Source organism: Xanthomonas sp. XNM01, assembly GCF_014851915.1.
Classification (GTDB): domain Bacteria; phylum Pseudomonadota; class Gammaproteobacteria; order Xanthomonadales; family Xanthomonadaceae; genus Pseudoxanthomonas.
The window spans coordinates 904,868-919,696 of sequence record NZ_JACVAP010000001.1; the positions used below are offsets into that span (position 1 = coordinate 904,868).

Annotated in this window: 10 protein-coding genes; 8 read left to right on the plus strand and 2 right to left on the minus strand. The window is 69.3% G+C overall.

All coding sequences use genetic code 11. The features are described 5' to 3' along the window. Positions 1–8 precede the first annotated feature (8 nt). Positions 9–2,696 carry an alpha-1,6-glucosidase domain-containing protein gene (locus IB242_RS04065; protein WP_192276104.1) on the minus strand — a complete coding sequence of 896 codons (2,688 nt, stop codon included), beginning with the start codon at positions 2,694–2,696 and terminating at the stop codon, positions 9–11. A 301-nt stretch (positions 2,697–2,997) separates the two neighbouring features. Here IB242_RS04065 and IB242_RS04070 point away from each other — a divergent pair, with 301 nt between their 5' ends. Together IB242_RS04070 and IB242_RS04075 are read left to right on the plus strand one after the other, a co-directional pair. Beyond that, complete coding sequence (locus IB242_RS04070; protein WP_192276106.1) at positions 2,998–4,479, plus strand: MFS transporter; 1,482 nt, start codon at positions 2,998–3,000, stop codon at positions 4,477–4,479. Next, the gene (locus IB242_RS04075) at positions 4,476–6,137 is read left to right on the plus strand and encodes an alpha-amylase family glycosyl hydrolase (RefSeq protein WP_225540012.1); all 1,662 of its coding nucleotides are present in this window, start codon (positions 4,476–4,478) and stop codon (positions 6,135–6,137) included. Before IB242_RS04070 ends, IB242_RS04075 begins: the two co-directional genes overlap by 4 nt. Positions 6,138–6,487: 350 nt before the next feature. Here IB242_RS04075 and IB242_RS04080 read toward each other — a convergent pair whose 3' ends face one another. Then, entirely contained in the window at positions 6,488–7,513 is a 1,026-nt protein-coding gene (locus tag IB242_RS04080) for a LacI family DNA-binding transcriptional regulator (protein ID WP_192276108.1), read from the minus strand. 337 nt (positions 7,514–7,850) lie between these two features. Between IB242_RS04080 and thrS the strand changes: the two genes are divergently transcribed. The 6 genes from thrS to pheT all read left to right on the plus strand — a co-directional run bounded on the left by thrS (position 7,851) and on the right by pheT (position 14,824). Further along, positions 7,851–9,755 (plus strand): threonine--tRNA ligase, encoded by a 1,905-nt coding sequence (gene thrS / locus IB242_RS04085; RefSeq protein WP_192276110.1) that lies wholly within the window; start codon positions 7,851–7,853, stop codon positions 9,753–9,755. 48 nt (positions 9,756–9,803) lie between these two features. Continuing rightward, positions 9,804–10,325 (plus strand): translation initiation factor IF-3, encoded by a 522-nt coding sequence (infC, locus tag IB242_RS04090; RefSeq protein WP_192277712.1) that lies wholly within the window; start codon positions 9,804–9,806, stop codon positions 10,323–10,325. Between the two features lie 296 nt (positions 10,326–10,621). Then, positions 10,622–10,819: a 50S ribosomal protein L35 gene (rpmI, locus tag IB242_RS04095; RefSeq protein WP_010342861.1), complete on the plus strand. Its 198-nt coding sequence runs from the start codon at positions 10,622–10,624 to the stop codon at positions 10,817–10,819. A gap of 11 nt (positions 10,820–10,830) precedes the next feature. After that, complete coding sequence (gene rplT, locus IB242_RS04100) at positions 10,831–11,190, plus strand: 50S ribosomal protein L20 (RefSeq protein ID WP_192276112.1); 360 nt, start codon at positions 10,831–10,833, stop codon at positions 11,188–11,190. Positions 11,191–11,367: 177 nt separating this feature from the next. Beyond that, a complete protein-coding gene (gene pheS / locus IB242_RS04105; RefSeq protein ID WP_192276114.1) occupies positions 11,368–12,363 on the plus strand; it encodes a phenylalanine--tRNA ligase subunit alpha in 996 nt (331 codons plus the stop codon). Between the two features lie 67 nt (positions 12,364–12,430). Next, complete coding sequence (gene pheT / locus IB242_RS04110; protein WP_192276116.1) at positions 12,431–14,824, plus strand: phenylalanine--tRNA ligase subunit beta; 2,394 nt, start codon at positions 12,431–12,433, stop codon at positions 14,822–14,824. Positions 14,825–14,829 lie beyond the last annotated feature (5 nt).

Genomic DNA, 14,829 nt, shown 5'->3' on the forward strand with positions numbered 1-14,829 from the left:
GGTGGCGGTCACTCCAGGACGTAGACGAGGGCGGTGCGTGGCGGCACGTCGAAGCGGCCGCGGCGGGCGTCGTAACGCGCCTGCTCGCGTGGACGCGTGTCGGCCGCTTCAGGCGCCAGATGCACCGGGTGCAGCACGTAGCGCTTGCCGCGCTCGCCGGGAAGGTCCAGGCGCTGCGGTTGCGGCGATGCATTGAGCAGGTACAGCACTTCGCGGAAGCCGGCGCCGGGATGGCCGCGTCCGTCGAGATGTCCGGCGATCACCAGCGGGTTCTGATCGGGGCCGGTGTTCGGGAAATGCAGGCGCGCGATCACCTCGTCGGCGCTGTCGAGCCGGAACAGGCTCGAGCTGGCGCGGATCCGCAGCAGGTCGCGCAGGCCATCACGGGCCAGTGCGATGTCGGTGGGCGTCGGCCGCAGCGCGGGATCGGCCAGCCGCGGTGCGATCCACGGCCACGCGGCTTCATTGCCGCTGGCGGGCGGCAGGCCGGTGCCGAAGTATGCGTCGCGGTAGGTCCAGTCGATCCGGTTGAACCAGTCGCCGGAGTCGTAGCTGTTGCGGTCCATCGACTTCGAACGCAGCGTGTCGATGCCGGCGTGGAAGTAGGCCACGCCCTGGCTGAAGGCGGTGCTGGCCATGCCCAGCAGCTGCACGCGGGCGCGGTCTTCGCTGCTGGTCTCCAGCGGCAGCTTCCAGGCGTTGAGGTCGTACAGGGTCTCGTTGTCGTGGTTCTCGACGTAGTTCACCGCCTCGCCCGGCGCGGCCGCATAGCCGGCCGGCTGGCCGTTGTAGTCGATCGCGTGCAGCGGGCGTTCGCGACCATCGGCGCTGGTCAGCACGTAGTCGCGCAGGCTGCCGGCCAGGCCGACCCGGACCAGGTCGGCGGCAGCCAGCAACGCCGCGCGGCCCAGCGCGGGATCGGCGTCGGCGTTCGGCGCATACACCAGCCCGTTCAGCCAACCCTGCCGCGACGCTTTCTCGGCCGGGCTGTCGCCGGGCCCGCCGCCGCGCAGCGCATCGCGCGCACGGTCGCTGAAGCTGCCGATCCCGCTGCCGGCCAGCGACAGCTGCGAGGCCTGGACGAAGCGCGCCCCGTCGGCGACCTCGCCGAAGTTCCAGCCTTCGCCGATCAGCTGCACCGGGCGTCCGGCGGCCGCATCGACCCGGCGCTGCAGCGCCTCCATCGCCGCGCGCGGCTGGTGGCCCATCAGGTCGAAGCGGAACGAGTCGATCCGGTAGTGGCGCACCCACAGTTCGGCCGAATCGATCATCAGCCGCGCCATCATCGCGTGCTCGGTCGCGGTGTTCTCGCAGCAGGTGCTCTGTTCGACCCGGCCGGCCGCGTCGAGCCGGTGGTAGTAGCCGGGCACGATCCGGTCCAGCACCGAGCGCGGGTCCTGGCCGGAGACGAAAGTGTGGTTGTAGACCACGTCCATGCCCACGCGCAGGCCCAGCGCATGCAGCGCCATCACCATCGCGCGGAACTCGCGGATCCGCGATGCGCCGTCGGCCGGGTCGCTGGCGTAGCTGCCTTCCGGCGCGTTGAAGTGGTACGGGTCGTAGCCCCAGTTGAAGCAGTCGCCGCTGGCGACCGCCATCACCGCAGTCTGTTGAGCGGGGCTGTCGGCAGGCGCATCGGGAACGTCCGGCACGGCGCAGCCGGCCTCGGGCACGCTGGCGAAATCGTAGACCGGCAGCAGGTGCAGGTCGGTCAGGCCGGCATCGGCCAGCGCCCGCAGATGGGCGATGCCGTCGCTGCGCTGCTCGGCGAAGGCCAGGTAGCGGCCGCGATGCGCTGCGGGCACCGTGGCATCGCCGATCGAGAAGTCGCGCACGTGCAGCTCGTAGATGCGCATGTCGGCCTGGGTGCGCAGCGGTGCCGGCCGCGCCGCGTCCTGCCAGCCGGACGGGGAAAGCGCCGGGTCGTCCAGGTCGGCGATGTAGCTGCGCCGCGAATCCGTGCCCAGGCTGACCGCGTACGGATCGGTCACCCGGTTGCGGACCAGACCGGTGCCGCGCGCATGCACGTCGACCAGCCAGGTGTAGGAGTGGCCGCGCAGGTCGTCGGACACGTGCAGCGACCAGATGCCGGTCGCTGGATCGAAATGCAGCGGCGCGATGCGGCTGGCCGGCGCGCTGTCGTCCGCATGCAGGCACACCGACACCGCCTGCGCGGTCGGGGCCCAGACACTGAAGGTGGTGCCATCGGCGCGGGGCAGGGCGCCGGGCGACGGCGCATCGACGGCCGCGGCGTACAGATCGTCCAGCGCGGCCGCCGGCTGCAATGCGGTGGCATCGCGTACGCGGCCGTCGGCGTCTTCATGCACCAGGACCAGCGCCTGCGTGTGCAGCTCACGCAGGGCGGCATCGTCGAGGTCGACGCGCAACACGGCGCCGTCTCCGGCGTGCGCGAGCCGACGCAGCACATCCGCGGCGATCCCGGCATCGGAAGCAGGCAGCAGCGGATGCACCCCGTCGGCACCGCGGACGCGGGTCCCGACCTCGGCGTGGATGCCGCCGCGTGCGGCGTGGTACAGCCGGTAGCGTTCACCGGCCCGCATGCCGGGCCAGCGCAGCGTGCGCCGGTCCAGCCACAGGCCGCGTGCTTCGATCGGTGCTGCCAAGTCGGCAGCGAGCACGCGTGCCGGGCCGGCATCGCAGTCGGCCAGTGTCGGTGCGGGCACATGCGCGGCCATGGCCTGCGGTGCCTGCGAACACAGGGCCAGCGCCAGCAGTGGCGCGGCGATTCCACGGCGACGGCCACGGCCGTCACGCGTTGCATGTCGCATCATCCCTCCCAGGAATCGCGGTGTGGTACGACGGCGCCGCATCAACCGACGCCGACGCTGCACGATGCCAGCGCCGGCCGCGCGGTGGGCATGAATACGTATGCAGCGCCGTGCCGATCCGGTGCCGCGCCTCTACCATGAGGCCGCGCCCCGCTTTCGCACCGGCGCTCACATCGCATCCGTGATTCCCGGAGGGGGGAACCGCTTGATGGACCGTAAACCGCATCTGTCGTTCTGGCAGATCTGGAACATGTGCTTCGGCTTTCTGGGCATCCAGTTCGGCTTCGCCCTGCAGAACGCCAACGTCAGCCGCATCTTCCAGACCCTGGGCGCCGACATGGACCAGGTCCCCGGCCTGTGGATCGCCGCGCCGCTGACCGGCCTGCTGGTGCAGCCGGTGATCGGCTATCTCTCCGACCGCACCTGGACCGGCCTGGGCCGTCGCCGCCCGTACTTCCTCGCCGGCGCGGTGATGGCCACGCTGGCGCTGTTCGTGATGCCGAATTCGTCTGCGCTGTGGATCGCCGCCGGCACGCTGTGGATCCTGGACGCGTCGATCAACGTGTCGATGGAGCCGTTCCGTGCGTTCGTCGGCGACCAGCTGCCGCGCGAGCAGCGCGCCAGCGGCTACGCGATGCAGAGCTTCTTCATCGGCGTCGGCGCGATCGTCGCCAGCATGCTGCCGTGGCTGCTGGCCCGGGCCGGCGTCGCCAACACCGCCGGCCCGGGCGAAGTGCCGGATACCGTGCGCTACGCGTTCTATCTGGGCGGCGTGGTGCTGTTCACCGCGATCGGCTGGACCGTGCTGCGCACGCGCGAGTACCCGCCCGACGTGCTCGCGCGCTTCGAGGATGCGCAGCCGGTGGCCGCATTGCCGGCCGGCGATGCGCGCGCGCCGGTGCCGGCCGCGCTGCTCTGGCTGCTGCTGGGTGTGGGCTGCGCCGTGCTGATCGCCTGGCGTGGCTGGGACCGCATGCTGTACGTGCTGGCCGGCATGCTGGCCGCCTACGGTGCGCTGCTGCTGGTCGCCCGCGTGCTGCCGCCGGCGGGCATGCTGCCGACCATCGTCGCCGACGTGCGCGCGATGCCGGGCACGATGCGGCGGCTGGCCGTCGTCCAGTTCTTCTCGTGGTTCGCGCTGTTCGCGATGTGGATCTACACCACCGCCGCGGTGGCCGGCGTGCACTTCGGCAGCAGCGACCCCACTTCGGCCGCCTACAACGACGGCGCCAACTGGGTCGGCGTGCTGTTCGCCGTCTACAACGGCTTCGCGGCGCTGGCGGCCGTGGTGATTCCGTGGATGGTGCGGGCGCTGGGCCTGCGCCTGAGCCATACGCTGAACCTGTGGCTGGGGGCGGCCGGCCTGCTGTCGTTCCTGCTGGTGCGCGACCCGCAGTGGCTGCTGCTGTCGATGCTCGGCGTCGGATTCGCCTGGGCCTCGATCCTGTCGCTGCCCTACGCGATGCTGTCCGGCAGCCTGCCGGCGGCGAAGATGGGCATCTACATGGGCATCTTCAACTTCTTCATCGTGATCCCGCAGCTGGTCGCGGCCAGCCTGCTGGGCTTCCTGCTGCGCGCCGCGTTCGGCAACCAGCCGCTGTGGGCGCTGGCGATCGGCGGCGGCAGCCTGCTGCTGGCGGGTGTCTGCGTCCTGCTGGTGCCGCGCGAGACGACGGAGGTGCGCGCATGATGATCCGGACCACGCTCGCCGCGGCACTGCTGGCCATCACCGGCACCGCGGCAGCCACGGAACGCTTCCACGGCACGCTCGAGCCCTTCGCCAGCGAGGCGGTGTACTTCGTCGTCACCGACCGCTTCGTCAACGGCGACCAGTCGAACGACCATCGCGACCAGGGTGGCAGCGACGCGCTGCGTACCTTCGACCGGCCGCTGGCACCCTGCGACGGCGAGGTCGGCAATGTCGGTTATCTGGGCGGCGATTTCCGCGGCCTGCTCGACAACGCCGCCTACATCCGCGACCTGGGCTTCACCGCGGTGTGGCTGACGCCGATCATCGACAACCCCGACCAGGCCTTCACCGGCGGCGATGTCATCACCTGCGACGGCTTCCTGACCGACCGCGGCAAGACCGGCTACCACGGCTACTGGGGCGTGAACTTCTACAGGCTCGACGAACACCTGCCCAGCGCCGGCCTCGATTTCGCCGGGCTGACCGGCGGCCTGCGCGCGCAGGGCCTGAAGACGGTGCTGGACATCGTCGCCAACCACGGTTCGCCGGCCTACACGATGCCGCAGGCGCAGCCGCAGTTCGGCCAGGTGTTCGACGCGGAAGGGCGGCTCGTCGCCGATCACCAGAACCTGCCGCCGGAGCGGCTCGATCCGGCCGGCAACCCGCTGCACGCGTTCTACAACGCAAAACCCGACCTGGCCCAGCTCGGCGATTTCGATGCCGACAACCCGGCGGTGATGGACTACCTGGTCGGCGCCTACCTGCAGTGGATCGGGCAGGGCGTGGATGCGCTGCGGATCGACACGATCCGGCACCAGCCGCTGGACTTCTGGAAGCGCTTCGCCGACCGGATCCGCGCCGAGCGTCCGGGCATGTTCATGTTCGGCGAGGCCTTCGACTACGAGGCGGCCAACATCGCCGCGTTCACGCTGCCGGAAAACGGTGCGATCAGCGTGCTGGACTTCCCGATGAAGCAGGCCATGGACGAGGTCTTCGGCCACGCCGGCAAGGGCTTCGAGCGGCTGGCGCCCGCGCTGCATCTGGTCGATGGTCCGTACGCCAACCCGTACGACCTGGCCACGTTCTACGACAACCACGACATGCCGCGGCTGGCGGCCAGCGATGCCGGCTTCATCGACGCGCACAACTGGCTGTTCACCGCGCGTGGCATTCCGGTGGTCTATTACGGCTCCGAGGTCGGCTTCATGCGTGGTCAGGCCGAGCATGGCGGCAACCGCGCCTACTTCGGCCAGCAGCGGATCGACACGGCGGGCAGCAGCCCCATCCATGCGGCACTCAGGCGCATCGCCACGCTGCGCCGCGAATCGCCGGCACTGCAGCGTGGCCTGCAACTGAATCTGCGGCTGTCCGGCGACCAGGCCGCGTTCTACCGCGTCTACCAGGGCGACGACACCACGCAGACCGCGCTGGTGCTGCTCAACAAGGGCGATCGCGCCTCAACGATCCGCCTGTCGCGCGACCTGCAGCCTGGCGGCTGGCGCGACGGCTTCAGCGGCGAGCGGATCGACATCGGCCGACGCCTGCGGATCGAGGTGCCGGCGCACGGCGTGCGGGTGCTGTTCTTCGACCAGCCGCTGACCGATGCCGCGTTGCGCGCGAAGCTGGCTGCCGGGATGTCGCGCACGCCGGTGCATTGAGTCCGTAGCGCTTCCGGCACAGACGCCGGATGTCGCGCCGACGCGTGCGGCATCGATCCGGACGTCGCAGCTCCGGCTTCCTCTCCCGGATCGCTACGGTGGGAGGCACGCGCCCAGGGGCCCGGGCGTGAGGGCAGGGCGCGAAGAACAGGCGATCTGCCGCCGCCCGAAAGGTCGGACGGGATGGCGGCGAGACTCGCCCACAGTGCAGGCCTGTCTCAGCGCCCTGCAGCATGTCTCGAAACCCCGCTGTCACCGCTGTGCCGCGTGCACCGGCAGCGGCGAAAGAGATGAGGCGAAACGAAGGCTCCGGACGGAACGTTGGTCGTGCGCTGTTGCCGGGCCCCGTCTCAGGCCCCGGTCGAGGCGCGCAGCACCAGTTTTGCCGGCAGCGCCTGGCTGTCGACCGGCTCGCCCTGGATCAGCCGGATCAGGCTGTCGACCAGTACCTGCCCGGCCTGCTTGGTGTCCTGCTGCACGGTCGACAGCGGCGGGTCGACGAAACTGGCCATCGCGATGTCGTCGAAACCAGCGACCGCGACATCCTCGGGCACGCGCAGGCCGTGCTCGCGCAGTGCCTTCAGCGCACCCAGCGCGATCAGGTCGCTGGCCGCGAACACCGCGTCGAACGCCTGGCCCGAGGCCAGCAGCGCGCTGGCGGCCTCGTGGCCGGACTGCTCGGTGGTGATCGCGTCGAACTGCAGCGCCGGGTCGGCGCCGATGCTGGCCGCGGCCAGCGCCGCGGCATGGCCGCGGTAGCGTTCGAGGAATTCGGGGTAATGGTTCGAGGCGTGGCCGAGGAAGGCGATCCGGGTCCGGCCCTGTGCCAGCAGGTGCGCGCTGATGTCGCGCCCGCCCTGGTAGTTGTCGCAGCCGATCGAGACGCCGGGCTGGCCGGGCAGGGCGGCGCCCCAGCGGATGAAGTGCGTGCCCTGGGCGACCAGCTGCTGCAGCTTGGATTCGGCTTCCAGGTAGTCGCCGTAGCCGAGCAGGATGATGCCGTCGGCCTTGTGTGCGTCCTCGTAGTCGGCGTGCCAGTCGTTGGACAGCTGCTGGAACGACACCAGCAGGTCGTAGCCGCGCAGCGCGCAGGCGCGGGTGATCGAGCCGAGCATCGACAGGAAGAACGGGTTGATCAGCGAGTCGTCCGGGGTCGGATCCTCGAAGAACAGCAGCGCCAGCGTGCCGGACTGGCGGCAGCGCAGGCTGGACGCGTTCTTGTCGACCTTGTAGTTGAGCTCGTCGGCGATCGCCAGGATCCGTCGGCGGGTCTCGGGATTGACCGACGGGCTGCCGCGCAGCGCGCGCGACACGGTCGGCTGCGAGACTCCGGCCAGGTGGGCGATGTCCAGCGATGTGGCCTTGCCCTTGGTCATTCCGGTGGCCCTGGCGGGCGGATGGCGTGTTGCCGACGCCGGCATCATGCCATGGCCGTCCGGCCTGCCGGTGGGCGCCGCGCGGGGCTTGCGCTAGAATCGGCCGCGATGCCGTCGGCACTGGGCCGGCGCGCGAACCAGAACGGACAGGGTGGCCCGCGGCAACGCCGGCCGAGCGTGCGACATGAGCACTACCACCGCCCAACGCTGACCCGCCACCCCGGACCCGGAACGACGGCGCCTGGTGGCGCTTTTTTTTGGTCGCCCGGTTCTGGTTCCCATTCCTTCCCGTTTCCTGCCCGCGGCACCGCCGCCGGCCCCTCAGAACGCCATCCAGATGATCACGATCACGCTTCCCGACGGCAGCCGCCGCGAATTCGATGCCCCCGTTTCCGTCATGCAGGTCGCCCAGTCGATCGGTGCCGGCCTGGCCAAGGCCACCATCGCCGGTGCCGTCGACGGCGTGCTGGTCGATGCCAGCGACGTCATCGACCATGACGCCAGCCTGCGCATCATCACCGCCAAGGACGAGGAGGGCGTGGAGATCATCCGCCACTCCTGCGCCCACCTGGTCGGCCATGCGGTCAAGCAGCTCTACCCGGACGTGAAGATGGTGATCGGCCCGGTCATCGCCGAGGGCTTCTATTACGACATCTACTCCGAGCGCCCGTTCACCCCGGACGACATGGCCGCCATCCAGGCGCGCATGGCGGAGCTGATCGCCACCGATTACGACGTGATCAAGAAGATGACGCCGCGCGCCGAGGTGGTCGAGATCTTCAAGGCCCGTGGCGAGGACTACAAGCTGCGCCTGATCGAGGACATGCCCGCGGATGTCACTGCCATGGGCATGTACTACCACCAGGAATACGTGGACATGTGCCGGGGTCCGCACGTGCCGAACACCCGCTTCCTCAAGGCCTTCAAGCTGACCCGCATCTCCGGCGCCTACTGGCGTGGCGATGCCAAGAACGAGCAGCTGCAGCGCGTCTACGGCACCGCCTGGGCCGACAAGAAGCAGCTGGATGCCTACATCCAGCGGATCGAGGAGGCCGAGAAGCGCGACCACCGCCGCATCGGCAAGCAGCAGAACCTGTTCCACCTGCAGGAGGAGGCCCCGGGCCTGGTGTTCTGGCACCCGAAGGGCTGGTCGGTGTGGCAGGTGGTCGAGCAGTACATGCGCCGCGTGTACCGCCAGACCGGCTACGGCGAGGTGCGCTGCCCGCAGATCCTGGACGTGTCGCTGTGGCAGAAGTCCGGCCACTGGGACAACTACAAGGACAACATGTTCTTCACCGAGTCGGAGAAGCGCACCTACGCGGTCAAGCCGATGAACTGCCCGGGCCACGTGCAGATCTTCAACCAGGGCCTGCACAGCTACCGCGACCTGCCGATCCGCTACGGCGAGTTCGGCAGCTGCCACCGCAACGAGCCTTCGGGCGCGCTGCACGGCATCCTGCGCGTGCGCGGCTTCACCCAGGACGACGGCCACGTGTTCTGCACGGAAAGCCAGATCGAGGACGAAGTGCGCGCGTTCCACGAGCAGGCGCTGAAGGTCTATACCGACTTCGGCTTCGAGGAGATCCAGATCAAGATCGCCCTGCGCCCCGACTCGCGTCTGGGCGACGACGCCACCTGGGACAAGGCCGAGGACGCGCTGCGTTCGGCGCTGCGCGCCTCGGGCGTCGAGTGGCAGGAACTGCCGGGCGAGGGCGCCTTCTACGGCCCCAAGATCGAGTACCACCTGAAGGATGCGATCGGCCGCACCTGGCAGCTGGGCACGATGCAGGTCGACTTCATGATGCCCGGCCGCCTGGGTGCCGAGTATGTCGACGAGAACAGCCAGAAGAAGCACCCGGTCATGCTGCACCGCGCCATCGTCGGCTCGATGGAGCGCTTCATCGGCATCCTGATCGAGCACCATGCCGGCCAGTTCCCGGCCTGGCTGGCCCCGGTCCAGGCCGTGGTGATGAACATCACCGACGCCCAGGCCGATGCCGTGGCCGAGGCCCGTAAACTCCTTGCGAATCAAGGCTTCCGGATCGAGGCCGATTTGCGAAACGAGAAGATCGGCTTTAAGATCCGCGAGCATACGCTGCAGCGGGTGCCGTACCTGCTGGTGGTCGGAGACCGCGAGAAGGAAAACGGCGCCGTGGCGGTCCGCACGCGTTCGGGGGAAGATTTGGGCACAATGTCCATCTCCGCCTTCGGCGATCTGCTGCGTTCGCACCAGGCGGCGTGACCCGGCGCACCGACCGGCGCCGTCAGACCCCTCTTTGGAGACTGCAACATCAGCACCCCCGAAAAACAGAATCGCAAGAACAATGAGATCCGCGTGCCGCGTGTGCGCGTGATCGGTTCCGATGGCGAGATGATCGGCGTCCTGTCGCGCGACGAGGCGTTGCGCATGGCCGAGGACGAGGAGCTCGACCTCGTCGAGATCCAGCCGAACGCGGATCCGCCGGTCTGCAAGATCATGGACTTCGGCAAGTTCAAGTTCGAAGCGCAGAAAAAGGCCAACGAGGCCAAGAAGAAGACCAAGCAGGTCGAGATCAAGGAGCTCAAGTTCCGTCCGGTCACGGACGAGGGCGACTACCAGATCAAGTTGCGCAACATGCGCCGCTTCCTGGAAGAGGGCGACAAGGTCAAGGTCAACATCCGTTTCCGTGGCCGCGAGATGAGCCACCAGGAACTCGGCCGCCAGATGGCGGCGCGGATCGAGGGCGACCTGGGCGAGGACATCGTCATCGAATCGCGGCCGCGTCTGGAAGGCCGGCAGATGGTGATGATGATCGCGCCGAAGAAGAAGTGACCGCGGCGGCCTCCGGGCCGCCATGGTGCCGGCCCCGGGCCGGACATGCAGGGGCGCCGCGGCGCCCCTGCCGCTTTCCGGGGGCCGGTTTCGCGCCAGGGAACCGGCTGATTTGCAAGGTAAACTCGGGATCGGCATAATGGCCGGCTCCGGTTCGCCGGAACGACTGTCCGCAGTCGCAGGACCCGCCCGAGATGCGTTTCCGGTCAAGGGCTTACAGCAGGTAAGGGCAAGGATGGAAAGCGCAGCGCAGCTGCCGCCCGTGCCAGTGACATAGACCATCAAGGACATTTGCAATGCCCAAGATCAAGACCAACCGGGCGGCGGCCAAGCGCTTCCGCAAGACCGCGTCCGGCAAGTACAAGGCTGGCCACGCCAACCGTAGCCACATCCTCACCAAGAAGGCGACCAAGCGGAAGCGCAACCTGCGGCAGACGAACCACGTCCGTGCCGAGGACGCTGGCCGTCTGGACCGCATGCTGCCTTACCTCTGAGGAACTGAACCATGGCACGAGTCAAGCGTGGTGTGCAGGCGCGCCGCCGCCACAAGAAAATCCTGAACCTCGCCAAGGGCTACTACAACGCCCGTCGCAAGGTCTTCCGCGTCGCCAAGCAGGCGGTCATCAAGGCGCAGCAGTACGCCTACATCGGCCGCAAGCAGAAGAAGCGCAATTTCCGCTCGCTGTGGATCACCCGCATCAACGCGGCTGCCCGCAGCAACGGCCTGAGCTACAGCCGTTTCATGAACGGCCTGCTGAAGGCCGGCATCACCCTGGATCGCAAGGTGCTGGCGGACATCGCCGTGCATGACGCGGCCGGCTTTACCGCACTGACGGAAAAGGCGAAGGGCGCTCTGGCGGCATAAGTGCGGGTCCCCTGCATCGTCCCGCGCATCGCTGCGCGGGCATGCGGAGGAAACAGCGCTGACATGCATGGGGAAGGGCGCAAGTCCTTCCCCATTCTTTTTTTGCGTCACACGACATTCCCGCCGCAGGGTCATCACGGCGCTGCGGCCGCACCGAACCATCAGGTCCGTATCCCGATGAGCGAAATCGAATCGCTGAAGCGCCAGGCGCTGGACGACATCGCCGCCGCGGCAAGCCCCGACGTGCTGGAGGCCCTGCGCGTGGCCCTGCTGGGCAAGCAGGGCAGCGTCACCGGCCAGCTCAAGCAGCTGGGCGCGCTGCCGCCCGAGCAGCGCAAGCAGGCCGGCGAGGCCATCAACCAGGTCCGCGACGCCGTGTCCCAGGCCCTGGCCGCGCGCAAGGACGTGCTCGACGCCGCGGCGCTGGACCTGCGCCTGGCCGGCGAAGGCATCGATGTGACCCTGCCGGGCCGCGACGCCCGTCGCGGCGGCCTGCATCCGGTTTCGCGCACGCTGGAGCGCATCGCCGAGATCTTCGGTCGCCTCGGTTACGAGCTTGCCGACGGCCCGGAGATCGAAGACGACTGGCACAACTTCGAGGCGTTGAACTTCCCGCCGCATCATCCCGCGCGGGCGATGCACGACACCTTCTACTTCGGCGACGGCCGCCTGCTGCGCACGCACACCTCGGGTGTGCAGGTCCGTTACATGGGGCAGCATCAGCCGCCGCTGCGCATGATCGCCGCCGGCAAGGTCTACCGCTCCGACAGCGACCAGACCCACTCGCCGATGTTCCACCAGGTCGAAGGCCTGCTGGTCGACGAGCACGCCACGTTCGCCGACCTCAAGGGCACGCTGGCCGAGTTCGTCCGCGCGTTCTTCGAGCGCGATTTCGAGATGCGCTTCCGTCCCAGCTACTTCCCGTTCGTCGAGCCGGGCGCCGAGGTCGACATCGCCTGGCAGCAGCCCGACGGCAGCACGCGCTGGCTGGAGGTGCTGGGCTGCGGCATGGTCCACCCGAACGTACTCAAAGCGGTCGGCATCGATCCGGAGCGCTACACCGGCTTCGCCTTCGGCCTGGGCGTGGAGCGCTTCGCGATGCTGCGCTACGGGGTGAACGATCTGCGCGCCTTCTTCGAGAACGACGTGCGCTTCCTGCGCCAGTTCGCCTGACGCCGCCGCACCGCATCCCGGTCATCAACGGCGGGCCATGGCCCGCCCAGCTGGATCCGCACACACCATGAAGTTCTCCGAAAACTGGCTGCGCAGCCACGTGCCCACCCAAGCGAGCCGCGACGAACTGGCCGCCACCCTGACCGCGATCGGCCTGGAGGTCGAAGAGGTCACCGCGCTCGGCGCCGGCCTCGATGGCGTGGTGGTCGCACGCATCCTCAGCGCCGAGAAGCATCCGGAGGCCGACCGCCTGCAGGTCTGCTCGGTCGATGCCGGGCAGGGCGCACCGCTGCAGATCGTCTGCGGTGCGCCGAACGCGCGTGCCGGCCTGGTCGCGCCGCTGGCGATGGTCGGCGCCAATGTGGGGGGCATCGCGATCAAGGCGGCCAAGCTGCGTGGCGTCGAATCCAACGGCATGCTGTGCTCGGCCAAGGAGCTGGGTCTGGATGCGGATGCCTCCGGCCTGCTCGAACTGCCGGCCGACGCGCCGGCCGGCACGCCGCTGGCCGACTATCTGCAGCTGCCCGACGCCAGCATCGAGATCAAGCTGACCCCGAACCGCGCCGACTGCTTCAGCGTGCGCGGCATCGCCTTCGACGTGGCCGCCGCCTGCGCCAGCGACGTCGCACCGCTCGAGGTCGCGCCGGTCGCTGCCGCGTCCAGCCGCGAGCTGGCGGTGCAGCTGCAGGCCGGCGCCGACGCGCCGCGCTACTGCGGTCGCGTGATCGAAGGCCTGGATCCGGCCGCGATCACCCCGGTGTGGATGGCCGAGCGCCTGCGCCGCAGCGGCGTGCGCCCGGTCTCGCTGCTGGTCGACATCACCCAGTACGTGATGCTGGAGCTGGGCCAGCCGATGCACGCCTTCGATCTGGACCTGCTGCAGGGCCCGGTGGGCGTGCGCCACGCCCGCCATGGCGAACGCCTGACTCTGCTCGACGGACGCGAGGTCGCGCTCGATCCCGCGTTCCTGGCGATCACCGATGCCGACCGCGTAGTCGCACTGGCCGGCCTGATGGGCGGCATGGACACCCGCGTCACCGAGGGTACCCGCAGCGTGTTCCTCGAGGCCGCGCATTTCGCCCCGGCTGCGATCATGGGCCGCGGCCGTCGTTTCGGCCTGCATACCGATGCCGGCCATCGTTTCGAGCGCGGCGTCGATCCGCAGCTGCCGCGCACGGCCATCGAGCATGCGACCGCGCTGGTGCTGCAGCTGGCCGGCGGCACGCCCGGCCCGGTGACCGAGGCGGTGCTGCCCGAGCACCTGCCGGCACCGGCGACGATCGTGCTGCGTCGCGCGCGCATCCAGCGCGTGCTCGGCATCGCCATCGACGATGCCGAAGTCGAGCGCATCCTGCGTGCGCTGGGCATGGATGTCGCCGCCTCCGGCGATGGCTGGACCGTGACCGCGCCGACGCGCCGCTTCGATGTTGCGATCGAGGAAGACCTGATCGAGGAACTGGCGCGCATCCACGGCTACGACCGGATCCCGACCACGGTGCCCGGTGGCGCCGCGCGCATCGTCGCGTCCAGCGAAACCCGGGTCGAAGAAGGCGACCTGCGCCGTCAGCTGGTCGCGCGCCACTATCAGGAGGCGATCAGCTTCGCCTTCGTCGAGGAGGCGCTGCTGCAACACTGGCAGTGCACCGACGACACGGTCACGCTGGCCAATCCGCTCAGCGCCGAACTGGCGGTGATGCGTCCGCGCCTGCTGCCGGGTCTGGTCGATGCGCTGGGCCGCAACGCCGCGCGCCAGGCCGGGCGCGTGCGTCTGTTCGAGTTGGGGCGTGTGTTCGCCGCACCGGCACAGGCTGGCGACGCGCCGCTGGAAACGCGCCGCATCGCCGCCGTCGCCTGTGGTGCGGCTGGCGCCGAGCAGTGGGGCGTGGCCACGCGCCGCGTCGATTTCCACGACATCAAGGGCGACCTGGAATCGCTGGCCGCCGCATCGGGGGCACAGCTCGTCTTCCGTGCCTCGACCCAGCCCTTCGGCCATCCAGGCCGCAGCGCCGACGTGTACCGCGTCGACGGTACGGGCCCGGCGCGGCATGTGGGCTGGATCGGCCAGCTGCATCCGCGCCTGCAGGGCGCGCTGGATCTGGATCAGGACGTGTACGCGTTCGAGCTGGATCTGGAGCCGCTGCAGCAGCGTGCGCTGCCGCGCGCCGAGGCACTGTCGCGCTTCCCCGCGGTGCGCCGCGACCTGGCCTTCCTGGTCGCCGAGCAGGTGAGCTGGGCGGCACTGGAAACCAGCATCCGCGCCGCAGCCGGCCCGGTGCTGCGCGACCTCGTGCTGTTCGATCGCTACCAGGGTCAGGGCGTGGAAACAGGGTCCAAGAGTCTGGCTATGGGCTTGATTTTGCAGGACAACGCGCGCACTCTCACGGATCGCGACGCGGACGCCGTGACCGATCAGGTCATCGCTGCACTGGCCAGCGAACACGGTGCCCGCATCCGCGGCTGAGACGA

Excerpts from the sequence above, each read along its gene's own strand:
- IB242_RS04065 (WP_192276104.1), bottom strand. The coding sequence starts at position 2,696 with ATGGCCGCGCATGTGCCCGCACCGACACTGGCCGACTGCGATGCCGGC.
- IB242_RS04070 (WP_192276106.1), top strand. The coding sequence starts at position 2,998 with ATGGACCGTAAACCGCATCTGTCGTTCTGGCAGATCTGGAACATGTGC.
- IB242_RS04075 (WP_225540012.1), top strand. The coding sequence starts at position 4,476 with ATGATGATCCGGACCACGCTCGCCGCGGCACTGCTGGCCATCACCGGC.
- IB242_RS04080 (WP_192276108.1), bottom strand. The coding sequence starts at position 7,513 with ATGACCAAGGGCAAGGCCACATCGCTGGACATCGCCCACCTGGCCGGA.
- thrS (WP_192276110.1), top strand. The coding sequence starts at position 7,851 with ATGATCACGATCACGCTTCCCGACGGCAGCCGCCGCGAATTCGATGCC.
- rpmI (WP_010342861.1), top strand. The coding sequence starts at position 10,622 with ATGCCCAAGATCAAGACCAACCGGGCGGCGGCCAAGCGCTTCCGCAAG.
- rplT (WP_192276112.1), top strand. The coding sequence starts at position 10,831 with ATGGCACGAGTCAAGCGTGGTGTGCAGGCGCGCCGCCGCCACAAGAAA.
- pheS (WP_192276114.1), top strand. The coding sequence starts at position 11,368 with ATGAGCGAAATCGAATCGCTGAAGCGCCAGGCGCTGGACGACATCGCC.
- pheT (WP_192276116.1), top strand. The coding sequence starts at position 12,431 with ATGAAGTTCTCCGAAAACTGGCTGCGCAGCCACGTGCCCACCCAAGCG.